This is a genomic window from Arthrobacter sp. Marseille-P9274, assembly GCF_946892675.1.
Classification (GTDB): domain Bacteria; phylum Actinomycetota; class Actinomycetes; order Actinomycetales; family Micrococcaceae; genus Crystallibacter.
The window spans coordinates 20681-41107 of sequence record NZ_CAMPOV010000005.1; the positions used below are offsets into that span (position 1 = coordinate 20681).

Consider the following 20427-nt stretch of genomic DNA (forward strand, 5'->3'; position numbering starts at 1 on the left):
CATTTACGAAATATGGCGCGATGTGTCGGTGCCGATGCCCGCAGGCACATGCCTGGCCGGGCGCGAAAAGCCTGCCGGCGCCGCCGTGCTCGCGGAACCCGCCGCTTGGAACCGCCTGATACCTCGGCCCGTTCGCCGCCGTCGTACGTCTAGAACGTCGTACGTCTAGAAACCGTCACGGACGGGCAGCTGCTGCAGCGCCCAGGTGTTGCCGTCCGGATCGCTGAAGTAGACAAACCGGCCCCACGGCTGGACATCGACCTCGCTGGCGCCGACGCCCCGGCTGAGGAGTTCCTCGCGGGCGGCTGCGGCGTCGTCGACCACGATCTGCAGCCCTTTCTGGGAACCGGGCGCCATATCGGTGATGCCGGTGCCCAGCACGATCGAGCAGGCCGATCCCTTGGGCGTGAGCTGGACAAAGCGCAGCTCGGGGCTGACCTGGTGGTCGTGGTCGGCGTTGAACCCGACCTGGTCTACGTAGAAGTGCTTGGCGCGGTCAACGTCCGTGACCGGCACGGGGACGAGCTCGAGTTTCCAGTCCATGCGCACACGCTAAACCCGATGGCCTCAGACCGGAAGGGGGCGCTCGTCCGCCACTGCATCGCAGGACCAGACTTCGTGGCCCTCGGCCTTCTCGAACAGTTGGCGCGGGACGGCGCCGTCGTTGGCGAGCCAGAGCAACTCGGCGTCGAGGGAAACCGCGTCCACCCGGCCGGCCCGCACGTGCCGGCCCTTCCGGCGGATCTCCACGAGTGTGCCGGGCATCAGGGCCCAGTTGTCTAGGCGGGACTGCGTCATGGTTCCTCCGCGGGATTGGTTTCGGACAGGATTACAGCATGTCCCACGCGCCGGTTCGGCACCATTGCAGGTGTTGGAAGTTCACGGAGAATTTACGGACCGTCCGGCGCAGGGGCTGTGCAGGATCCCGGTCGCCCCCATGCTGCGGTCGAACAGTGCCTTGCGGTTCACTACCGCCACCACGAGGGCCGCCGTGACGAACAGCCACATGTCCCACGGCTGGGCGTCAGGCCAGACCGGGTTGTTCATCTGCGCGTGAAACAGGAACGCCACCAGCAGGCTCCCCCGTGCCGCGTTGAACATCGGCGTGAGGATAACGCTGATCGCCACGACGCCGAAGAAGAATGGCAAGAACTCCCATTCGGACTGCTTCGTCCCGCTCAGCAAGAACGACGGAGTGTGCCAGATGGCCACCAGCAGACCGAGCAGGAGTCCGGCCCATAGCGGCGAGAACCGCCGCTGGAGCAGCGGCAGTGCCACGCCCCGCCAGCCGAGCTCTTCGACGGGTCCGATGAGGAGCATCGGCAGCAGAGCAGGCAGCATGGCGTACCACGGCGAGAAGGGGAACGGGTCGGTGAGGCTACCCTGGATCGCGGCCCCTGCATAAAACACCGCGGGCATGGCGACCAGCAGAACGAGCCACCACGACAGCGCCATCCGCCACTGTCCGAATCGACGGAAGAAGCTGGCCAGACCCGACAGCCCGTAGTGGCGCCACACCATGGCAACGCCCACAATCCCGGGCGTGTAGACCATGAGGATGAAGACAGGGTTGGTGTATCCCATGGGGCCGAAAATGGCGTCGATCTCCGCCTGGAACAGCATGTACAGTGCGCCCGCGCCCCAGGACAGGCCGAAAGTGGCGAGGAAGAAGGCGGGGGCCGACCGCAACGTCAGGCCTCCCCTCTTCGGCTCTGTTGTGCTGCGTCGGCGCAAGGGTGTTCGCGCGGTCATGGTGACCTCTCTGTCTCGATCGGACGTGGCCGGCTCCGATGGCCGCCTCGTCCAGCCTTCCAGCGGCGGTGGCGCGGAGGATATGGGGGCCCGCCCTGAACGGCCCCTGATCAGGCCCTGGTCCGGGCGTGCTCCGGCCTGCACAAGCACAGCTCCAGTAGCGCTGCGATTCACACGCACGGCAGTTGGTAGATTGGCTGTGGTTCGGCGCAGGCGGGCCACAGGCCCGGCGGAAAGGACTGCAGATGTCGTTGGTGGACAACGCCGTGTACGTGGACGGACAACGGGTTGCCAGCCCCGGCAGCCTGGACGAGACGTTCATGACGATGCGTACGACCGGCGGGATGGCGTGGATCGGGCTGTATCGTCCCGACCCGGGCGACGTGCGGGACGTGGCGCGGGAGTTCGACCTGAACGACCTCGCCGTGGAGGACGCGCTGAACGGCCATCAGCGGTCCAAGCTGGAGCGGTACGGCGGGACCCTGTTCATGGTGCTGCGGCCCGCCCGCTACCTCGACGACGTCGAAAAGGTGGAGTTCGGCGAGCTGCACGTCTTTGTGGGGCCCGACTTCGTGGTGACGGTCCGCCATGCGGAGTCGCCCAACCTAGCCAAGGCGCGGCGGCGGATGGAGGGCAAGCCGGAGCTGCTGGCCAAGGGGCCGCAGGCCGTCCTCTACGCGATCGTGGACCAGGTCGTGGATGAATATGCGCCGGTCGTCGCCGGGCTGGAGAACGACATCGACGAGATCGAGGACGACCTCTTCGGCGGCAGCCCGGAAGTCTCGCGCCGGATCTACGAACTGCACCGCGAGGTGATCGAGTTCCAGCGGGCGACGCAGCCGCTGGACGAAATGCTGGCGACGCTGGAGCGCGGGGCCGAAAAGTACGGGCTGGACATCGACCTGCAGGAGCGGCTGCGCGACGTCCATGACCACGTCTTCCGGGTGGTGGACCGGGCCAACGCGTTCCGGGCGCTGCTGCAGAACGCGCTGAGCGTGCACTCCACGCTTGTGGGGCAGCGCCAGAACGAGGAGATGAAGCGGCTGACCGAGACCAGCCTGGCGCAGAACGAGGAGGTCAAGCGGATCTCGTCCTGGGCCGCCATACTGTTCGCGCCGACGCTGGTGGGCGCCGTGTACGGCATGAACTTCGACCACATGCCGGAGCTGGACTGGCTCTGGGGCTACCCGTTCGCCCTGACGCTCATGGTGGGCATCGGCGCGGCCTTATACGGAGCCTTCAAATGGAAGAAGTGGCTCTGAATCTTCGGCAACGACGACGGCGGGTCAGGGCGCCGGGATGCCCGCGGCTCCGGCCAGGGCCTCGGCTTCGGCCTTCCGCCGGTAGACGCCCAGGAAGGACGAAATCCGCCGGACGGCCTCTTCGATCTCGGCGACGGACGGCAGGATGACGAAGCGGAAGTGGTCCGGCGCCGGCCAATGGAAGGCCGTGCCGTGCGAGACGAGGATCTTCTGGTCTTCCAGCAGGTCGAGCACGAACTGCTCGTCGTTCGTGAAGGGGTAGACCGCCGGATCCAGCTTGGGGAAGAGGTACATGGCGCCGGCGGCCGGGACGCAGCTGACGCCGGGGATCTCGTTGAGCAGCTTGCAGGCCAGGTCGCGTTGTTCGCGCAGCCGGCCGCCGGGCTTCACGAGGTCCCCGATGCTCTGGTAGCCGCCGAGCGAGGTCTGGATGGCGTGCTGGGCCGGGACGTTGGCGCAGAGCCGCAGGGAGGCCAGCAGCTCAAGTGATTCGCGGTACGCGGCGGTGGCGGCGCGCGGACCGCTGACGGCGACCCAGCCGGCGCGGTAGCCGGGCATGCGGTAGGCCTTGGACAGTCCGGAGAAGGTCAGCACCGGGAGGTCTTCGGCGACGGCCGCGGTGTGGATGTGGACGGCGTCGTCATAGGTGATCTTCTCGTAGATCTCGTCGGAGAACAGGACCAGGTCGTGCCGGCGCGCGAGTTCCGCGAACTGTTCGATGACGTGCCGCGGATAGACGGCCCCGGTCGGGTTGTTCGGGTTGATGAGCACGATGGCCCTGGTCCGCGGGGTGATCTTGGCTTCGACGTCCGCCATGTCCGGCCACCAGTTGTTGTCCTCGTCGCAGAGGTAGTGGACGGCCGTGCCGCCGCTGAGCGTGACCGAGGCGGTCCACAGCGGGTAGTCGGGGGCCGGGATGAGCACCTCGTCGCCGTTCTCCAGGAAGGCCTGGAGCGTCATCGAAATGAGTTCCGAGACGCCGTTGCCGATGAAGATGTCCTCCACACCGATCTGCATCAGGCCCTTGGTCTGGTAGTACTGCGAGATCGCGGTGCGGGCCGAGAAGATGCCCTTGGAGTCGCAGTAACCCTGGGAATCGCGCAGATGGTGGATCATGTCCACGACGATCGACTCCGGCGCCTCCAGTCCGAAGGGCGCGGGATCGCCCAGGTTCATCCGCAGGATGCGCTGTCCCTCCGCCTCCATTTTCTTGGCGGCGTGCAGGATGGGGCCGCGAAGTTCGTACCGGACGTTCTGGAGTTTGCTGGAGTGCTGCATGGGGCGCATGGTCCATTTTTTCACAAAGTCCGCCGCCGTTCATGTGGTATTCATCATGAACTGTTCCTGTGGCCGCCGCTCGGGAAGAATGGGATCCTGGGGCCGCCCGGACGGAAGGACAGCCATGGTTGAGTTCTCGCCGAAGACCGCGATCGTGACCGGATCGGACTCAGGCATCGGCCGCGCCACCGCCGTCGCCCTCGCGGAGGCCGGCATGGATGTCGGCATCACCTGGCACAGGGACCAGGCCGGGGCGGAGCAGACAGCCGGCGAGGTCCGATCCCTGGGCCGCCGCGCGGTGACCGCCCGGCTGGACCTCACCGAGCTGCCCGGGTGCGGCGCGGTGATCGATACTCTCGCCCGGGATCTTGGCGGGCTGGACGTGTTCGTCAACAACTCGGGCACGGGCGCGAGCCGGAAGTTCCTCGACACCAGCTACGAGACCTGGCGGGAGGTTGTCGCCACCGACCTGGACGGGGCGTTCGTGTGCCTCCAGCGCGCGGCACGGCTCATGGTCGAGCAGGGCTCCGGGGGCCGGATCATCGCAGTCACCAGCGTCCATGAGCATCAGCCCCGGGTCGGTTCGGCGGCCTACGATGCGGCCAAACACGGCCTGGGCGGCCTGGTCAGGACCATCGCCCTCGAGCTGGCCGAGTACGGGGTCACGGCCAACACGGTGGCACCCGGCGAAATCGCGACGCCGATGACCGGCCAGACGGACCTGGATCCGCGGACGGTTTCGCGCCCCGGGATTCCGCTCGGCAGGCCGGGCGACGCGCGCGAAGTCGCCGCCGTCATAGCCTTCCTGGCGTCGCCTGCGTCAGCGTATGTCACGGGCGCGTCCTGGGCGGTGGACGGAGGCATGCTGCAGATGGGCCCGCAGGCCGGCAGCCACATCACGGGCGACGAGTGGCGGAGCGTCTGAGGCTACCCACCCGCAGCACGCGTACGGCCTCGGCTCCACGGTAACGGTATGGGTGAGGCGCCGACTCGGGGCGGGGGCCGGTGGCCGACCTCTGCTCAGAGGAACTTGTCCGGCGTCAGCGGCAGGTCCCGCACCCGGACGCCGGTGGCGTGGTAGGCGGCGTTGGCGATGGCCGCGGCGGCTCCGACGATTCCGATCTCGCCGATGCCCCGGGCACCCAGCGGGCCCGCGTGTTCATCCACTTCGTCGAGCCAGATGGCATCCATGTCGAGGACGTCGGCGTTGGCCGGAATGTGGTACTCCGCAAAGTCATGGTTGACGATCATGGCGAACCGCGGATCCATGACGCTGTGCTCGTGCAGGGCCATGCCGAGTCCCATGGTCATGCCGCCAAGGAACTGCGAGCGCGCGGTACGCGGATTGACGATCCGGCCGGCGGAAAACACGCCGAGCATGCGGGAGACCCGGATCTCGCCGGTGAAGCGGTGGACCTTCACCTCGGCGAACTGGGCGCCGAAGGAGTGCATGGCGTACTCGTCGGCGGCGGGATTCTTCGGGGCCGCCGCCTCCAGCTCGTCGCCATCCTCCGGCTCCGTGCCGTACTTGGCCAGGAACGTCTCACCGGCTTCGGCGATCGCCGTGCCCCAGCTGGCCAGCCCGGTGGAGCCGCCGGCGATGGTGGCTTTGGGCAGGGCGGTATCCCCGATCTCCAGCCGGACGTCCCCGACCCCTACGCCCAGGGCATCCGCGGCGACCTGCGTCAGCACCGTCCAGGTTCCGGTGCCCAGGTCCGCGGCCCCGATCGAGACGTTGAACAGCCCGTCCGCAAAGCGGATCCGGGCTACCGACCCGGGCTGGCTGCGCGCGGGATAGGTGGAGCTCGCCACGCCGGTCCCGGCCAGCCAGTCCCCGTCGAGCCTGACGCGCGGACGGTGGTCGCGCTGCTCCCAGCCGAACCGCCGGGCGCCTTCGCGCAGGCAGGCGACGAGATGCCGGTTGGAGAACGGGCGGCCGCTTTCCGGGTCGATGTGCGGTTCGTTGCGGACACGCACCTCGATCGGGTCCACGCCGCAGGCTTCCGCCAGCTCGTCCATGGCCACCTCGGGTCCGAACATGCCGGGGCATTCGCCGGGCGCGCGCATCCAGGACGGAACCGGGACGTCGAGCCGGGCCAGCCGGTGCGTGGTCCTGCGGTTCTCCGCGGCGTACATCATGCGCGTCGGCACGGCGGTCTGTTCCGCGAACTCCTTGATTTTCGAGGTCTGTTCGACGACGTCGTGGACGATGGCGGTGAGCCGGCCTTCGCGGTCGGCCCCCAGCCGGACCCGCTGGATGGTTGGGGTGCGGTAGCCGGCGACGGAGAAGAGCTGCTGCCGGGTCAGCGCGAGCTTGACCGGACGGCCGTTGCTCAGCTGCGCGGCCATCGCCACGAGGACCACATGCGAGTGGGGCAGGCCCTTGGACCCGAAGCCACCGCCCACGTGCGGGCTGGTGACGTGGATCCGCTCGATGGGCAGGCCGAAGACCGGCGCGAGCGCCCGCCGCACCTGGTGGACGCCCTGGGTCGAGTCGTAGAGCACCAGCCCCTGGTCCGTCCACTGCGCCACGGTGGTGTGCGGTTCCATCGGGTTATTGTGTTCGGCCGGCGTGGTGTAGGTGCGGTCAATAACGACGGCGGCGCCCGCCAGGGCGGCATCGGGATCGCCCTCGGAGGTGTCGGTGGGGAATCCCGCATTGACCTGTTCGGGCGTATCGAGGTCCTCGCGGTCGGCGCTGAGCCGGGCGTCGTGCGTCTCCTCGTCGTAGCTGACGGCGACGAGGGCCGCCGCTTCGCGGGCGATCTCCGGGGTCTCGGCGATGACGCCGCCGATGAACTGTCCCCGGAAGCCCACGGCGTCGGACTGCAGGATCGCCAGCTCGCCGTCCGAGGTGTCCTCCAGCCGCAGCGCGTTGTGGTGCGTCAGGACGGCGATGACACCGTCCAGGGCCTCGGCCGCGGCGGTATCGATGCCGGTGACGCGGCCGAGGGCAATGGTGGACTGGACCGGATGCAGGTAGGCCGGATGCTCGACGCGCTGTTCCCACGCGTAGGGGGCCGTTCCGGTCACTTTCGCTACGCCGTCGAGCCGCTCGAGGCTGCTGCCCATGGCCCGGGCTTCCAAAGGGGCGGTCATGAATACTCCCGGGTGAGTTCGTGCAGCACGGAAATCATCGTGTTGCGGACCATCGGCACCTTGAAGGCGTTGTCCTCGACGGTGGCGGCCGGTTCAAGCTCGGCGTCGGCAGCCGCCCGGAAGCTCTCGTGCGTGGCTTTGGCCCCGCGCAGCGCCTCCTCGGCGAGGCTGGCGCGCCACGGCTTGTGCGCGACTCCGCCCAGGGCGATCCGTGCCTGGCGGATGACAGGAACCTCTCCCGGGGCGCCGCCGTCGTTCTCCAGTTCCACCGCCGCGGCGACGGAAACCAGCGCGAAGGCGTAGGAAGCGCGGTCGCGGACCTTGCTGTAGGCCGAGCGTCCCGCCCATGGCAGGCCGGGGAGCCGGATCGACGTGATCAGGTCCCCGTGGTCCAGGACGGTGTCCAGATCCGGGCGGCCGTCCGGCAGGCGGTGCAGGTCTGCCAGCGCGATGCTGCGCTCCCCGGAGGCGCTTCGGACGACGACGGCGGCGTCCAGCGCTGCGAGGGCGACGGCCATGTCGGAAGGGTGTACAGCGATGCACTCGGGGGATGCGCCGAGGATGGCGTGGTACCGGGCGTAGCCCTCGAGCGCCGAGCAGCCGGAGCCCGGCACGCGTTTGTTGCAGGGCGTGGTGGCGTCCTGGAAGTAGACGCAGCGGGTGCGCTGGAGGAGGTTGCCGCCGGTGGTGGCGAGGTTGCGCAGCTGGCCGGAGGCGCCGGAGAGCAGGGCCTGCGAGAGCACCGGATAGCGGCTGCGGATGATCGGATGGGCGGCGAGGTCGCTGTTGCGCACGTTGGCGCCGATGCTCACGCCGCCGTCGTCGGTCTCGTCGACCTGATCCAGCGGGAGCGAGGTGATGTCCACCAGCAGGCCGGGGGCCGCGATGCCGAGCTTCATGTGGTCGACGAGGTTGGTCCCGCCGGCGAGGTAGGCGGCGTCGGGGTTGCCGGCGACGTCCGCGATGGCGCCGTCGGGTGAGGCGGCGCGCCGGTAGTCGAACGGCTTCATGCGCCGGTTCCCTCGGCGGCTGCCTGCCGGATGGCGGCGACGATGTTGACGTACGCGCCGCAGCGGCAGAGGTTGCCGCTCATGCGCTCGCGGATCTCGTCGTCGTCGAGGGCTGCAGCCGGGGGCGGGCCGTCCGGCGGTGTGGCCGGCGTGACGTAGCTCGGATCGCCGGCCTCCGCCTCGGCGAGCATGCCGACCGCCGAGCAGATCTGGCCGGGAGTGCAGTAACCGCACTGGAAGGCGTCCTGGTCGAGGAAGGCCTGCTGGACCGGGTGCAGGTTCCCGTCCTCGGCGAGGCCCGCGGCGGTGACCACCTCGGCGCCGTCCTGGGCGACCGCGAAGACCAGGCAGGAGTTGACCCGGCGGCCGTTGAGCAGCACGGTGCACGCTCCGCACTGGCCGTGGTCGCAGCCCTTCTTCGGCGAGTAGACGCCGAGCCGGTCGCGCAGGGCGTCGAGCAGGGTGGTCCGGGTATCGAGGCTGAGCGCACGCCGGCTGCCGTCGACGTGCAGGGTGATTTCGGCTTCCATCGGCGCTCTCCCTGGGCTGGGGCCATGTGCCTGCAACTTATCCCACGGCCGGAGGGCCGACAACCCTTGGCCCGGTATTGCCGGCGGCGCGACACGTCAGTCGTCGAAGTGCGTGCTCGGCGTGCTTTCGAGGTTGGCGACCAGGCCGGCGGCGACGTCGCGGAGCTTGATATTCCGGCTGCTGGACGCGGCCTTGAGGATATTGAAGGCCTCCTCCTGGCTGCAGCGGTTCTGGCCCATGATGATGCCGACGGCCAGGTCGATCGTGGTGCGCGACTCCAGGGCGGCTTTGAGGTGGGACGCGGTGTCGGCCCGTTCCGCCACGCGCAGGGCCAGCTGGAGGGCGCGGGAGGCCTGGTAACCGTAGCCTTCGGCCACCCGGGCCGTTTCGCCGCTGAAGGCTCCGGGCTGCGCGGCGTAGAAGTTCAGGGCGGCGCCGCCGCCGGCCTGCAGCATGAGCGGCACGCCCATCATTGAGTAGTAGCCGTGCTTGGCGACGGCCCCGAAGTACTCCGGCCAGCGGTTGTCGGTCCGTACGTCCTGCACGATGGTTGTCGTGCCGGTGGCGATGGCAGCAAGGCACGGGCCCTCTCCGAAGCCGTGCTGGATTTCATCCAGCTGGCGCGCGATGGGGTCGCTGTGCGCCACGGTCACGGAGCGTTTGTGCCGTTTGAGCGTCACGCCGCAATGGATCTCGGCAGTGTCGCCGAGTATGCGGGTGGAATAGACGGACAGCTCGTCGAGGAACCTGTCCACGTCTTCGTTGTGCAGGATCATGTCCTGCAGTTCTTCGGCCACGGCGGTGGCATTGAGTTGGTCGCTCATTGGCCAAGTCTAGGACGGTGGAGCCGTCAAGGGGAGGCGGCTGCTACTCGTTCCGGTAGTCCTTGTGGGCGTGCGAGGTCCTCAGATCGCGGCCGTCGTTGACCAGGCCGAGGGCCTTTTCGGTGAGCTTCCGGCTGTGCCTGGTGTCGCGCGGGGGGAGCTGGAGCTTCTCCTCGGCCCTGATGCCGGCCTGCAGTTGCCGGCCGCGCTCGATCTCCGCGTCGAGCTCCCCGCCGAACAGGAGCACGACGTTCATGATCCAGATCCACAGCAGCAGCACGATCACGCCGCCGATGGCACCGTAGGTGGCGTTGTAGTTGCCGAAGTTGGCCACGTAGAAGCCGAAGCCGGCGGTGGCCAGGGCCATGACGACGATGGCGACGACGGCCCCGATGCTCAGCCAGCGGAACTTGGGCTGCTTGATGTTCGGGGTGGCGTAGTAGAGCACAGCGATCATGAAGACCACCAGCAGGACGAGTATGGGCCATCGGACGATGTTCCAGACCATGAGGGCCGTTTCGCCGAGGCCGATCATGTCGCCGAGGGCCTGGGCGAATCCGCCGGAAAGGATGAGGAGCAGCATCATAATCACGACGACGGTCACGAGGACGAGGGTCACGCCGAGCATGACGGGGTAGAGCTTCCAGAACGGGCGGCCCTCGTCGACGTCGTACATCAAGTTCATGGCCCGGCCGAAGGCGCGGACGAAGCCCGAAGCGGTCCAGATGGCGCCGATGATACCGACGACCAGCGCGAGCCCGGCACCGGTTGCCGTGGTCATCTGGTTGATGGGTCCCTCGATCAGGCTGAGCGCGTCCGGCGGCGCGCCGAGCTTCTCCAGCAGGTCAATGATGGTGCGGGTGGTGGCCTCGCCCTGGCCGAAGACTCCCAGGATGGAGACCACTGCCAGCAGCCCGGGGAAGATCGAGAGCACGGCGTAGTAGGTCATGCCGGCGGCGAGGTCGGTGCACTTGTCCGCGCTGAACTCGTTCAGGGTGCGCTTGAAGATGTAGCCCCAGGAACGCTTCGAGATGTCGGTGGGCGAATCGGGCTTGCGGTCGCTGTCGGGGGCGGGCCGGTTTTCGTTCTCCAGGCTTCGGTCGATAGTCATGGGTACCTGTTCCTGTTCTTAGGTCAGCGGTTGAGCCGATGATAGGCGGATCCGAAATGGACCAGCGGGTCGAGGACGTCCTGCCCCGAAGCCAAGGTGCCCATGGCCCGGACTTCGCCCACGACCAGGAGATGGGTGGCGGCCGGATGGGCGGCGACGGTTTCCAGTTCGAAAAACGCGAGGGCGTTGTCGATGACCGGCGCCGAGGAGACCTCCCCGCGGCGGAAGGGAACCTGGGTCATCAGTCCCTCCAGCGGCGTGCCGGGGCTGGCAAGCCAATTGGCAATGCCCTGCTGGCCGCGGGTCAGCAGGCTCAGCGTCCAGTAGCGGCTCGTGGAGACGGCCTCGCCGATCCGCGACTCGCCGTAGAGGCTCACGAGCATGGTCGGCGGGTCGTAGGAGACCGGCAGCCAGCCGGTGACCGTGGCGGCGTAGTCGCGACCGCGGGCGGCGGTGGCGACGACGGCGACACCGGCCGCCGCGTTGGCGCTCAGAGTGCGGTAGCGGTCGATGTCCTCCTGGCTGGGCGCGCCGGGCTGCAGGCGGTGGGTGGCCGGCGCTTGCGCGATCTCCATGGCTACATCGTGCCACGCAGGGCCGCCGAACGGATCGGACCCGGACGAATCCATGGTGGGCCGGGACACCAAAGTCCCGCTCCGCCGTCGTACTTTGCTATCTTCTTTGCAAGGCCCCGATCGGGGCCTCCGGACGAGGGATCAGTACCCGGCACGCGACAAGACTGGCCATGAGGTTATTCGATGGAATGGATAATTCTGGTCCTGTCGGGCGTGCTTGAGGCGGTATGGGCGACGGCGTTGGGCCGTTCGCAGAACTTCCGCCGGCTGTGGCCGACGGTCACCTTCTTCGTCGCCATGTCGGCGAGCATGACCGGCCTGGCGTTCGCGATGACGGCGATCCCGGTAGGGACCGCGTACGCCGTGTGGGTCGGCATCGGCGCCGTGCTGACGGCGGCCTACGCGATGGTTTTCGGCGGTGAACGCGCCAGCCTCGCCAAGGTGCTGCTGCTCCTGGGCATCATCGGCTGCGTTGTCGGCCTGAAGGCAGTGGGGTAGCACGGTGCACTGGATCGTTTTGATTGCCAGCGCCGTGCTGGAGGCCGTGTGGGCCACCGCGCTGGACTATTCGGACGGGCTGTCGCGCCCGGGACCGGCGGCGGTCTTCCTGGTCGCCGTAGTGCTGAGCATGGCCGGCTTGGGATTTTCGATGCGCGGCATCGGCATCGGGACGGCGTACGCGGTGTGGACCGGGCTGGGCGCGGTGTTGACGGTGCTGTACGCGGTCCTGTTCTCCGGGGAACCGGCGGGACTCTTGAAGATGCTGTTCCTGGCGGGCATTATCGGCTGTGTGATCGGCCTCAAATTGGTTGACGGCAAGGCCGGTGGCAAGCCACCGCGGCGCGACGCCGGGGCCTGAGCCGCTTCTTCCGGCTTATACCTTCTTCTCCGGGCGCAGGAAAAGATTTCCGGCCGGATTTTTCCGGAAAGCCGTTGCCTTGTAAGCATGCTTATGTTTCTCTGGGGGTGAACGTGGGGTCCAGCCCGCGGCCGCAGAACAGAGAGTGACGCCCGATGAAGCCTGCCCTCAACCACCGCACGACGCTCTTCCGACAGGCCCGAGCCGCCAGTGGTTCGCTCCGCCTGGCGCTCGAAGAGGAACTTGTCCTAGGGCACCTCGAGATCGCGGAGACAGCCGCTAAGGGGTATGCGGGCACGGGGCGGGACCTGGACGACCTGAAGCAGGTGGCGCGGATGGGCCTGATCAAGGCCGTGCGCGGGTTCGACCCGGACCGCGGCACCGATTTCCCGGCCTACGCCGTTCCGACGGTGACCGGGGAACTCAAGCGCTACCTCCGTGACAGCTGCTGGATGGTCCGGCCCCCGCGCCAGCTGCAGGATCTGCGCACCGTGGTGGTCCGGACAGCGCCAGAGCTGGTCCAGCGGCTGGGCCGGGAGCCCTCGCTGGCCGAGCTGGCCGGCGAGGTCGGACAGGCCCCGCGGCTGGTGGCCGAGGCCCTGAACTGCCAGAGCAGCATGCGGCCGGAATCCCTCGAGAGCGCGACGGACGGCCGCAGCCTGGCCGACGGGCTGGGCGGGGCCGACGAACGCCTGGAGCGGACCGAGGAGCTCGTGATGCTGCGCGCCGCCATCCGGGAGCTCGCGCCGCGCGAGCAGCAGCTGCTGTACTACCGCTACTTCGAGGAGGAATCGCAGCAGCGCGTGGGGGAGCGGGTCGGCATGACGCAGATGCAGGTTTCGCGCGCGCTGTCGCGGATTCTGGTGCGGCTGCAGCGCCGGCTGTTGGGCGAACCGGAGGCCGCTCCGGCCCGCCGGCTGCGCACCGCCTAGGAAGGCGCGGCCTACGAATCGGTGCGGATCGCGGGCTCCGCAGAGAGGATGCCGGCGCCGGGCATGACCCCGAGGCCGGCCAAGGCGTCCAGCACGTCGTCCGGAGTCACGGCGAGCAGTGCGGGATCCGGCTCCGCCGAGAACGTGTCGCCGCGCCGAAGTGCCTCATCGGTCAGCACGATGTGCGGTCCGGGCGGCGGCCCCCATTCGGCCACGGGAGCCGGGCCGAACATGACCACGGAGGGCCGCGAGTAGGCCGAGGCCAGGTGCGCGGCGCCCGTGTCGGCGGAGACGACGACGGCGGCATCGCCGATCACCGCGGCGAATTCGGTGAGCGAATACTCACCCGCGACCACGGTGTCGGGACCGAGGCCAGCCAGCCCGGCCACTTCCTCCGCCCGCGGCCGTTCCCCTGCGCTGCCGGTGAAGACGACGTCGTGGCCGGCCAGCCCCAGTTCGCGCGCTACGGCGGCAAAGCGGTCCGCGGGCCACAGCCGGCTCCCGTAGGCTGCGCCCACATGCAGCACGGCGGCGCCGGGCCGGCTGGTCCGCTCGGCGGGGCGGCGCAGCCGGTAGTCCAGCGGGTCCGCCGGGATACCGTGCCAGTCCAGCAGCCTTGCCCAGCGCTCACGCTCGTGCAGCCCGTCCGGCCAGCCGGGGCCGTCCCAGCCGGGGGATGCATGGCCGATCCTGCGCCGGGGCCGCAGGGCTTCGATACGGCCGCGGCTCTCGGTGCCGTTGCCGTGCAGGTTGACCGCGATGTCGACGCGGCCGGGGGAGAGGTTGATGGGAACGTCGAGGCCGTGAGTGTCCAGCAGGTCGTCGACTGAACCGACCAGTTCCATCATCGGACGCAGCCAGGCCTGGGCGGCGTACAGGATCCGGTGGTCCGGGTAGGCGCGGCGCAGGGCGCGCAGCGCGGGCACAGCCACCAGGAGGTCACCCAGCTTCAGCGCGCGCAGCACCAGCAGTTCGGGGCGGCCGTCCGGCTCCAGTCCGTCGGGCGCCGGGTTCCTGCCCGGCTCGGTTTCTGGTTGCATGGCTTCATCCTGCCAGAGCGGCCCGGCGCACGGCACGGCGGTGGGGAAATGCGCGGCAGGCCTGGCCGGCGCCGGGGGGGCGGGGATCCGGCCGCGGCGAAAAGAAGTCGGCGCTGAAGTGTTTAGCCGGCGCCCGGGGCGGGAACAGTCCTGATATGACTTCTTCGGCTCTGCATCCGCCGCGCGCCGTCCTCTTCGACCGGGACGGGACGCTGGTCATCGACGTTCCCTACAACGGCGATCCGGCCCGGGTCCGCCCGATGCCAGGCGCCCGCACGACGCTGGACGCCGTACGGGCCGCCGGCCTGCCCTGCGGGGTGCTGACCAACCAGTCCGGCGTCGCCCGTGGCCTGCTCGACCGGAGCCAGGTGGATGCCGTCAACGCGCGGGTGGAGGAACTGCTGGGACCCTTCGCTGTGTGGGAGGTCTGCCCGCACGGACCCCAGGACGGCTGCGGCTGCCGCAAGCCGCAGCCGGGCATGATCCTCCGGGCCTGCGAACGGCTCGGCCTGCAGCCGGACGAGGTCGCGTTCGTGGGGGACATCGGCGCGGACGTCGAGGCGGCCGCCGCGGCAGGGGCCCGGGGCGTCCTCGTGCCCACTCCGGTCACCCGGGCGGAAGAAGTCCAGGCTGCAGCCCTCGTGGCGCCTGACCTGGCGGGCGCCCTGCAGCTGCTGTTCGGGGCGGAAGGCCCGGCGCCGGTGCCCGAACAAGGAAGCCCCGTCCTGCAGGCGGCGGACGGCCTGCCCGGAGGCGGCCGATGAGCCGCGTGCTGGTGGCGCGGCTGGACAGCGCCGGCGATGTCCTGCTGGCCGGCCCCGCCGTCAGGGCCATCGCGGCGGGGGACGGCGCCGGACCCAACGAGGTGCTAATGCTCTGCGGTCCGCAGGGCGCCGCGGCCGGGCAGCTGCTCCCGGGCGTGGCCGAGGTGTTCACCTGGGCGAGCCCGTGGATCGTGGATCCGGCCCCGCCCGTCAGCGACGAGCATCTTGCCGTGCTGCTGGACTGGGTGCGCTCGCGGTCGGTCACCGAGGCCATCATCCTCACTTCCTTCCACCAGTCGCCGCTGCCGCTCGCGATGCTGCTGCGGCTCGCCGGCGTCCGGCGGATCACCGGGGCCTCGGTGGACTACGCCGGCTCGCTGCTCGACGTCCGGCTGAAGCCGGGCGAGGACTTCCCGGAAGACCAGCCCGAGGCCGAGCGCGCGCTGCGGATCGCATCGGCGGCCGGTTACCGGCTGCCCGACGGCGACGACGGACGGCTGCGGGTGCGCGACGTTCCGGATGCGGGGGACCTGTTTGGCGGCCGCCCGTACGTGGCCGTGCACCCGGGGGCGGCGGTGCCGGCGAGGGCCTGGCCGCCGCTGCACCACGCGGCGGCCGTGGAGCTGCTGGTCGCCGCCGGCTTCAATGTCGTGGTCACCGGCGGCCCGAAGGAGCGCGGCCTCACCGCCACCGTCGCCGGTCCGGACGCGCTGGACCTGGGCGGCGAGACGGACCTGCGCGGCCTGGCCGGTGTGCTGGCCGGGGCCTCCGCCGTCGTCACCGGCAACACGGGACCGGCGCACCTGGCCGCGGCCGTCGGCACCCCCGTGGTGAGCCTGTTCTCGCCCGTGGTCCCGGCCGTGCGCTGGGCGCCGTACAAGGTGCCGGTGGAGTTGCTCGGGGATCAGAATGCGGCGTGCCGGCTGAGCCGGGCCCGCGAGTGCCCGGTCCCGGGGCATCCCTGCCTGGCGGACGTGGCGCCGGAGGAAGTCGTGGCGGCCGTGCAGCGGCTGTGTCTTGGCGTGGCCTCGCTGCCCGCCCGGAGAGAAATGAGGAACGGATGAAGATTCTGCTGTGGCACGTGCACGGCGGCTGGACCGACGCTTTCGTGCGCGGGCAGCACGAGTACCTGCTTCCCGCGACCCCGGAAGGCGGCCCCTGGGGCCTGGGCCGGGCCGGCCGCGAGTGGCCCGAAAGCGTCCGCGACGTGGCGCCGGAGACGCTTGGACAGGAGGACATCGACGTCGTTGTCCTCCAGCGCCCGGAAGAGGTGGACGAATGCGCCCGGCTGCTGGGCCGCCGCCCCGGCAAAGACGTTCCGGCCGTGTTCCTGGAGCACAACACGCCCAAGGGCGGCGTCCCGAACTCGGTGCACCCGCTGGCGGACCAGCAGCAGATCCCGATCGTCCACGTCACGCACTTCAACAGGCTGTTCTGGGACTGCGGCGGCGCCCGCACCACCGTGATCGAGCACGGGATCGTGGATCCCGGCCCGCTCTACACCGGGGAGCTGGACCGCCTGGGCGTGGTGGTCAACGAGCCGGTGCGGCGGTGGCGGGTGACCGGGACGGACCTGCTGCCCGGCTTCGCCGAGGCCGCGCCGCTGGACGTGTTCGGCATGGGTGGCGACGGGCTGCCCGAGGCCGTCGGGCTGGGACCGGACCGGCTGGCCGTGTGCGGCGACCTGCCGGGCAGGCGGCTGCATTCCGAGCTGGCCCGCCGCCGCGCGTACCTGCACCCGCTGCGCTGGACCTCGCTGGGCCTGGCCCTGCTGGAGGCCATGCACCTGGCCATGCCCGTGATCGTGCTGGCCACGACGGAGGCCGCCCGGGCGGTGCCGCCGGAGGCCGGCGCAATCTCCACGGACGTGGACTACCTCCGGGCCGAAGCCGCGCGGCTGGTCCGGGAACCGGAGGAGGCTAGGGCGCGCGGCGCCGTCGCCCGGCAGGCCGCGCTCGAACGTTATTCCCTGGCGGCGTTCCTCCAGAACTGGGACGCCGTGCTGGCCGAAGCCACGGCCGGCGCCGGCAGATTGATGGCAGTGACCGAGAGGAGTCAGCTGTGAGGATATCGATGGTCTCCGAGCATGCCAGCCCGCTGGCCGTGCTGGGGGGAGTGGACGCCGGCGGCCAGAACGTGCATGTGGCCGAGCTGTCCGCCGCCTTGGCGCGGCGCGGGCACTTCGTCACCGTCTACACCCGGCGGGACAGCCGGGACCTCCCGCACCGGGTGTTCATGCGGCCCGGAGTAGAAGTGGTGCACGTGGAGGCCGGCCCCGCGGAGCCTGTGCCGAAGGACGAGCTGCTGCCCTATATGGGCGAACTGGCGGACGGCATCAGCGCGGACTGGGGAGACAGCCCGCCTGACGTGGTGCACGGGCATTTCTGGATGTCCGGCGTGGCCGCACTCGACGCGGCGCGGCGGCACTCTGGCGAGGGCTACCCGGTGCCGGTGCTGCAGACCTTCCACGCGCTCGGCACCGTGAAGCGGCGGCACCAGGGCGCGCAGGACACCAGTCCGGAGCAGCGGGCGTGGCTGGAACCGAACGTCGGACGCAGCGTGGACCGGATTATCGCCACGTGCTCGGACGAGGTGTTCGAGCTGGCCGCGATGGGGATTCCGCGCGGCAACGTCTCGATCGCGCCCTGCGGCGTGGACGTTGACCTGTTCACGGCCGAGGGCGCCGCGGAGGAGCGCGGACGCAGGCACCGCATTGTCACGCTGGGGCGGATGGTGCCGCGCAAGGGCGTGGACATTTCGGTGCGGGCTCTGAAGCTGCTGAAGGACCGGGGCATCGGCGACGTCGAATTGCTGGTGGTCGGCGGATCTGCCGGCCCGGAGGGGCTGGCAGCGGATCCGGAGGCGCAGCGGCTGCTGTCGCTGGCACGCGAACTCGGTGTGGAGGAGCAGATCGTCCTGCGCGGGCAGGTTCCGCGCGAGCAGATCCCGGCCGTCCTGCGCAGCGCGGACGTCGTCGTCTGCGTGCCCTGGTACGAGCCGTTCGGGATCGTGCCGCTGGAATCGATGGCCTGCGGCGTCCCCGTGGTCGCGGCCTCGGTCGGTGGCCTGATCGACACGGTGGTGGACCACAAGACCGGTCTGCACGTGCCGCCGCGGGATCCGGAGGCGGTGGCGGACGCGCTTGCGGCCCTGCTGGCCGACCCGCAGTTCGCCGCTGAGCTCGGCCGGGCGGGCCGCCAGCGGGTGCGGACCCGGTACACCTGGGACCGGGTTGCCGCGGATACCGAGCGGGCCTATGGCCTGGCCCGCAGCTCCGGAGCCCGGCGCGGTTCGCTGCACGTGCTGGAAGGAGAGGCACTGTGAGGCGCATGGCGGCCGCGGCCCGGCCGGCGGGACCGGAAGCGGCCGAATCGTACGCGCCGGTCCCCGCGCTGGTGCCGGTCCCGGCGCGCCCTGCCAGGCAGCCCGGCGCGGACTCCGTCGACGTCGTGCTGGCCCACCTGGACGAGGTTGCCCCGGCGGTCGAGTCCCTGCGGGCCCAGGCGGCACAGCTCGCCGCGTGGGGTGACGAGCTGGCGGGCCGGCTGATGCGCGGGCACCGGCTGCTCGCCGCGGGCAACGGCGGTTCCGCCGCCGAGGCCCAGCACCTGACCGCGGAGCTCGTGGGGAGGTTCGACGGCGAACGCGAGGCCTTTTCCGCCATCTCCCTGCACGCCGAATCCTCCGCCGTCACGGCCATCGCCAACGACTACGGCTACGACCAGCTCTTTGCCCGGCAGGTGCTGGGCCACGGCCGCGACGGCGACATCCTGATCCTGCTCTCCACGAGCGGCAAGAGCCCGAACCTGCTCAACGCGGTCGAAGCGGCCCGAAGGGTTGGCGTGACCACCTGGGCCCTGACCGGCGCGGCGCCCAACCCGCTCGCCCGCAGCTGCGACGAATTCGTGGCGGTAGAGGGGCAACCGGCCAATGCGCAGGAGGGGCATCTGATGGCCGTACACATGATCTGCCGCGCCTTCGACTCCGCGGTGGCACGCCAGGGCCGGGTCGGCGGAGAGGGGGACACGCGATGAGGATCGTGGTGGTAGGAGACCTCCTGCTGGATGCCGATGTCAACGGCGAGGCCAGCCGCCTCTCACCCGATGCCCCCGTCCCGGTCGTGGACGTGGCGGCGACGGAGCGGCGCGCCGGCGGCGCCGGGCTGGTCGCCCGCATGCTGGCGCGCGACGGGCGCGACGTTCAATTGGTCACGGTAATGTCCGACGACGGCGCTTCCGTCCTGCTGCGCCGGGAGCTGGAAGGCATCGACGTCGTTGCCGGCCCCTCGGGCGCCCCCACGCCGGTCAAGACGAGGATCCGGGCCGGCGGCCAGGCGGTGGCCCGTTTCGACGAAGGCTGCGGCGACGCCCCGGTCCCGGCAGCCACGGAGGAGATGCTCGCCGCGGTGGCCGCGGCGGATGCCGTCATCGTGGCCGACTACGGGCGGGGGCTGGCCGCGAATGCCGACCTGCGCGGGCTGCTCACCGAGCTGGCGGCCACGATCCCCGTGGTCTGGGACCCGCATCCCGCCGGCGCCGACCCCGTCCCCGGCGCCACCGCCGTGACGCCGAACCTGTCCGAGGCGCTCAAGGCCGCGGGGCTATCCGGCCGGGATACCGCAACCGCGGCCCGGGCGGCTGCCGATCTGCGGCGGCGCTGGTCCTGCCGGTCCGTCGTCGTCACCCTCGGCGCCGCGGGCGCGCTGGTGCTCGACGACGGCGGCCTGCCGCAGGCCATCCCCGCGCCGAAGGTCAGCGCGGCCGATCCCTGCGGCGCCGGCGACCGGTTCGCCGCCGCCCTCGCGGTAGGACTGGCCTCCGGTAACGGCGTCGCCCCCGCCGCAGAGCGGGCCGTGCAGGAGGCCGCGTCCTTCCTGGCCGCAGGCGGGGTGGACGCCTTGAACGAGGCTCCGGCGCCGCCGCAGCTGCACGGGGACGGCGACGCGTTCGCCGTCGCCCAGCAGACGCGCGCCGCAGGCGGGACCGTCGTGGCCACCGGCGGCTGCTTCGACCTGCTGCACGCCGGCCACGCCCGCACCCTCGCGGCGGCCCGGTCCCTGGGCGACTGCCTGGTCGTCTGCCTCAATTCGGACGCTTCCGTCAGCCGCCTCAAGGGCGACGAACGCCCGATCATGAACCAGCAGGACCGGGCCGAACTCCTGCTCTCGCTCGAATGCGTGGACGCCGTCCTGGTCTTCGAGGAGCAGACGCCCGAGGCTGCGTTGGAGCGGCTCCGTCCGGATCTCTGGGTCAAGGGCGGGGACTACACGGCGGACCAGCTGCCCGAGGCCAAGCTGCTCGAGTCCTGGGGCGGCCAGACGGTCACCGTTCCCTACTATCCGGCGCGGTCCACCACCAAGCTCGCCGCAGCGCTGGCCAAGGTCGGCTGAA

Annotated in this window: 22 protein-coding genes and 1 riboswitch; of the genes, 11 read left to right on the forward strand and 11 right to left on the reverse strand. The window is 70.3% G+C overall.

Features of this window, described 5'->3' with window-relative positions; genetic code table 11:
- Window positions 1-165: 165 nt before the first annotated feature.
- The 3 genes from OC550_RS21145 to OC550_RS21155 form a co-directional block, all read right to left on the reverse strand.
- Entirely contained in the window at window positions 166-543 is a 378-nt protein-coding gene (locus OC550_RS21145) for a glyoxalase superfamily protein (RefSeq protein WP_262107926.1), read from the reverse strand.
- Window positions 544-567: 24 nt separating this feature from the next.
- The gene (locus OC550_RS21150) at window positions 568-798 is read right to left on the reverse strand and encodes a hypothetical protein (RefSeq protein WP_262107927.1); all 231 of its coding nucleotides are present in this window, start codon (window positions 796-798) and stop codon (window positions 568-570) included.
- A gap of 81 nt (window positions 799-879) precedes the next feature.
- The gene (locus OC550_RS21155) at window positions 880-1752 is read right to left on the reverse strand and encodes a CPBP family intramembrane glutamic endopeptidase (protein ID WP_262107928.1); all 873 of its coding nucleotides are present in this window, start codon (window positions 1750-1752) and stop codon (window positions 880-882) included.
- Window positions 1753-1997: 245 nt separating this feature from the next.
- Here OC550_RS21155 and OC550_RS21160 point away from each other — a divergent pair, with 245 nt between their 5' ends.
- Window positions 1998-3014: a magnesium and cobalt transport protein CorA gene (locus tag OC550_RS21160; RefSeq protein ID WP_262107929.1), complete on the forward strand. Its 1017-nt coding sequence runs from the start codon at window positions 1998-2000 to the stop codon at window positions 3012-3014.
- Between the two features lie 24 nt (window positions 3015-3038).
- Here the strand turns inward: OC550_RS21160 and OC550_RS21165 are convergent, their stop codons facing one another.
- Window positions 3039-4301, reverse strand: coding sequence for a pyridoxal phosphate-dependent aminotransferase (locus OC550_RS21165; RefSeq protein WP_262107930.1), 1263 nt, complete (start codon window positions 4299-4301; stop codon window positions 3039-3041).
- 115 nt (window positions 4302-4416) lie between these two features.
- Between OC550_RS21165 and OC550_RS21170 the strand changes: the two genes are divergently transcribed.
- On the forward strand, window positions 4417-5217 hold the full coding sequence (locus tag OC550_RS21170) for an SDR family oxidoreductase (protein ID WP_262107931.1): 801 nt from the start codon (window positions 4417-4419) through the stop codon (window positions 5215-5217).
- Window positions 5218-5312: 95 nt separating this feature from the next.
- On the opposite strand, the gene OC550_RS21175 is transcribed toward OC550_RS21170, so the two are convergent.
- The 6 genes from OC550_RS21175 to OC550_RS21200 all read right to left on the reverse strand — a co-directional run bounded on the left by OC550_RS21175 (window position 5313) and on the right by OC550_RS21200 (window position 11442).
- On the reverse strand, window positions 5313-7391 hold the full coding sequence (locus OC550_RS21175) for a xanthine dehydrogenase family protein molybdopterin-binding subunit (protein WP_262107932.1): 2079 nt from the start codon (window positions 7389-7391) through the stop codon (window positions 5313-5315).
- Window positions 7388-8401, reverse strand: a complete 1014-nt coding sequence (locus OC550_RS21180; protein WP_262107933.1) for a xanthine dehydrogenase family protein subunit M — start codon at window positions 8399-8401, stop codon at window positions 7388-7390. The genes OC550_RS21175 and OC550_RS21180 overlap by 4 nt, the downstream gene beginning before the upstream one ends.
- The gene (locus tag OC550_RS21185) at window positions 8398-8931 is read right to left on the reverse strand and encodes a (2Fe-2S)-binding protein (protein WP_262107934.1); all 534 of its coding nucleotides are present in this window, start codon (window positions 8929-8931) and stop codon (window positions 8398-8400) included. The genes OC550_RS21180 and OC550_RS21185 overlap by 4 nt, the downstream gene beginning before the upstream one ends.
- Before the next feature lie 96 nt (window positions 8932-9027).
- Window positions 9028-9756 (reverse strand): GAF and ANTAR domain-containing protein, encoded by a 729-nt coding sequence (locus OC550_RS21190; RefSeq protein ID WP_262107935.1) that lies wholly within the window; start codon window positions 9754-9756, stop codon window positions 9028-9030.
- A gap of 43 nt (window positions 9757-9799) precedes the next feature.
- Complete coding sequence (locus OC550_RS21195; RefSeq protein WP_262107936.1) at window positions 9800-10867, reverse strand: YihY/virulence factor BrkB family protein; 1068 nt, start codon at window positions 10865-10867, stop codon at window positions 9800-9802.
- A gap of 23 nt (window positions 10868-10890) precedes the next feature.
- Window positions 10891-11442 (reverse strand): flavin reductase family protein, encoded by a 552-nt coding sequence (locus OC550_RS21200; RefSeq protein WP_262107937.1) that lies wholly within the window; start codon window positions 11440-11442, stop codon window positions 10891-10893.
- Between the two features lie 108 nt (window positions 11443-11550).
- A riboswitch (guanidine-III (ykkC-III) riboswitch) is annotated at window positions 11551-11615 on the forward strand.
- 10 nt (window positions 11616-11625) lie between these two features.
- Between OC550_RS21200 and OC550_RS21205 the strand changes: the two genes are divergently transcribed.
- The 3 genes from OC550_RS21205 (at window position 11626) to OC550_RS21215 (ending at window position 13233) form a co-directional block, all read left to right on the forward strand.
- Window positions 11626-11940 (forward strand): multidrug efflux SMR transporter, encoded by a 315-nt coding sequence (locus OC550_RS21205; protein WP_262107938.1) that lies wholly within the window; start codon window positions 11626-11628, stop codon window positions 11938-11940.
- A 4-nt stretch (window positions 11941-11944) separates the two neighbouring features.
- On the forward strand, window positions 11945-12301 hold the full coding sequence (locus OC550_RS21210) for a multidrug efflux SMR transporter (protein WP_262107939.1): 357 nt from the start codon (window positions 11945-11947) through the stop codon (window positions 12299-12301).
- 155 nt (window positions 12302-12456) lie between these two features.
- The gene (locus OC550_RS21215) at window positions 12457-13233 is read left to right on the forward strand and encodes a sigma-70 family RNA polymerase sigma factor (protein ID WP_262107940.1); all 777 of its coding nucleotides are present in this window, start codon (window positions 12457-12459) and stop codon (window positions 13231-13233) included.
- An 11-nt stretch (window positions 13234-13244) separates the two neighbouring features.
- Here OC550_RS21215 and OC550_RS21220 read toward each other — a convergent pair whose 3' ends face one another.
- Complete coding sequence (locus OC550_RS21220; RefSeq protein WP_262107941.1) at window positions 13245-14273, reverse strand: glycosyltransferase family 9 protein; 1029 nt, start codon at window positions 14271-14273, stop codon at window positions 13245-13247.
- Between the two features lie 155 nt (window positions 14274-14428).
- On the opposite strand from OC550_RS21220, the gene OC550_RS21225 reads away from it, so the two are divergent.
- Genes OC550_RS21225 through rfaE2 form a run of 6 tightly spaced genes read left to right on the forward strand, consistent with a single transcriptional unit; the run spans window position 14429 to window position 20426 of the window.
- Window positions 14429-15037, forward strand: coding sequence for an HAD family hydrolase (locus OC550_RS21225; RefSeq protein ID WP_262107942.1), 609 nt, complete (start codon window positions 14429-14431; stop codon window positions 15035-15037).
- Complete coding sequence (locus OC550_RS21230; protein ID WP_262107943.1) at window positions 15034-16101, forward strand: glycosyltransferase family 9 protein; 1068 nt, start codon at window positions 15034-15036, stop codon at window positions 16099-16101. Before OC550_RS21225 ends, OC550_RS21230 begins: the two co-directional genes overlap by 4 nt.
- Window positions 16098-17102, forward strand: a complete 1005-nt coding sequence (locus tag OC550_RS21235) for a glycosyltransferase family 1 protein (protein WP_262107944.1) — start codon at window positions 16098-16100, stop codon at window positions 17100-17102. Before OC550_RS21230 ends, OC550_RS21235 begins: the two co-directional genes overlap by 4 nt.
- Entirely contained in the window at window positions 17099-18361 is a 1263-nt protein-coding gene (locus OC550_RS21240; protein ID WP_262107945.1) for a glycosyltransferase, read from the forward strand. Before OC550_RS21235 ends, OC550_RS21240 begins: the two co-directional genes overlap by 4 nt.
- Window positions 18358-19071, forward strand: a complete 714-nt coding sequence (locus tag OC550_RS21245) for an SIS domain-containing protein (RefSeq protein ID WP_262107946.1) — start codon at window positions 18358-18360, stop codon at window positions 19069-19071. Before OC550_RS21240 ends, OC550_RS21245 begins: the two co-directional genes overlap by 4 nt.
- Entirely contained in the window at window positions 19068-20426 is a 1359-nt protein-coding gene (rfaE2, locus tag OC550_RS21250; RefSeq protein WP_262107947.1) for a D-glycero-beta-D-manno-heptose 1-phosphate adenylyltransferase, read from the forward strand. Before OC550_RS21245 ends, rfaE2 begins: the two co-directional genes overlap by 4 nt.
- Window position 20427 lies beyond the last annotated feature (1 nt).

Bases quoted from the DNA above. Each gene is read 5' to 3' on its own strand.
- OC550_RS21145 (WP_262107926.1), bottom strand. From the start codon at position 543: ATGGACTGGAAACTCGAGCTCGTCCCCGTGCCGGTCACGGACGTTGAC.
- OC550_RS21150 (WP_262107927.1), bottom strand. From the start codon at position 798: ATGACGCAGTCCCGCCTAGACAACTGGGCCCTGATGCCCGGCACACTC.
- OC550_RS21155 (WP_262107928.1), bottom strand. From the start codon at position 1,752: ATGACCGCGCGAACACCCTTGCGCCGACGCAGCACAACAGAGCCGAAG.
- OC550_RS21160 (WP_262107929.1), top strand. From the start codon at position 1,998: ATGTCGTTGGTGGACAACGCCGTGTACGTGGACGGACAACGGGTTGCC.
- OC550_RS21165 (WP_262107930.1), bottom strand. From the start codon at position 4,301: ATGCGCCCCATGCAGCACTCCAGCAAACTCCAGAACGTCCGGTACGAA.
- OC550_RS21170 (WP_262107931.1), top strand. From the start codon at position 4,417: ATGGTTGAGTTCTCGCCGAAGACCGCGATCGTGACCGGATCGGACTCA.
- OC550_RS21175 (WP_262107932.1), bottom strand. From the start codon at position 7,391: ATGACCGCCCCTTTGGAAGCCCGGGCCATGGGCAGCAGCCTCGAGCGG.
- OC550_RS21180 (WP_262107933.1), bottom strand. From the start codon at position 8,401: ATGAAGCCGTTCGACTACCGGCGCGCCGCCTCACCCGACGGCGCCATC.
- OC550_RS21185 (WP_262107934.1), bottom strand. From the start codon at position 8,931: ATGGAAGCCGAAATCACCCTGCACGTCGACGGCAGCCGGCGTGCGCTC.
- OC550_RS21190 (WP_262107935.1), bottom strand. From the start codon at position 9,756: ATGAGCGACCAACTCAATGCCACCGCCGTGGCCGAAGAACTGCAGGAC.
- OC550_RS21195 (WP_262107936.1), bottom strand. From the start codon at position 10,867: ATGACTATCGACCGAAGCCTGGAGAACGAAAACCGGCCCGCCCCCGAC.
- OC550_RS21200 (WP_262107937.1), bottom strand. From the start codon at position 11,442: ATGGAGATCGCGCAAGCGCCGGCCACCCACCGCCTGCAGCCCGGCGCG.
- OC550_RS21205 (WP_262107938.1), top strand. From the start codon at position 11,626: ATGGAATGGATAATTCTGGTCCTGTCGGGCGTGCTTGAGGCGGTATGG.
- OC550_RS21215 (WP_262107940.1), top strand. From the start codon at position 12,457: ATGAAGCCTGCCCTCAACCACCGCACGACGCTCTTCCGACAGGCCCGA.
- OC550_RS21220 (WP_262107941.1), bottom strand. From the start codon at position 14,273: ATGCAACCAGAAACCGAGCCGGGCAGGAACCCGGCGCCCGACGGACTG.
- OC550_RS21225 (WP_262107942.1), top strand. From the start codon at position 14,429: ATGACTTCTTCGGCTCTGCATCCGCCGCGCGCCGTCCTCTTCGACCGG.
- OC550_RS21230 (WP_262107943.1), top strand. From the start codon at position 15,034: ATGAGCCGCGTGCTGGTGGCGCGGCTGGACAGCGCCGGCGATGTCCTG.
- OC550_RS21235 (WP_262107944.1), top strand. From the start codon at position 16,098: ATGAAGATTCTGCTGTGGCACGTGCACGGCGGCTGGACCGACGCTTTC.
- rfaE2 (WP_262107947.1), top strand. From the start codon at position 19,068: ATGAGGATCGTGGTGGTAGGAGACCTCCTGCTGGATGCCGATGTCAAC.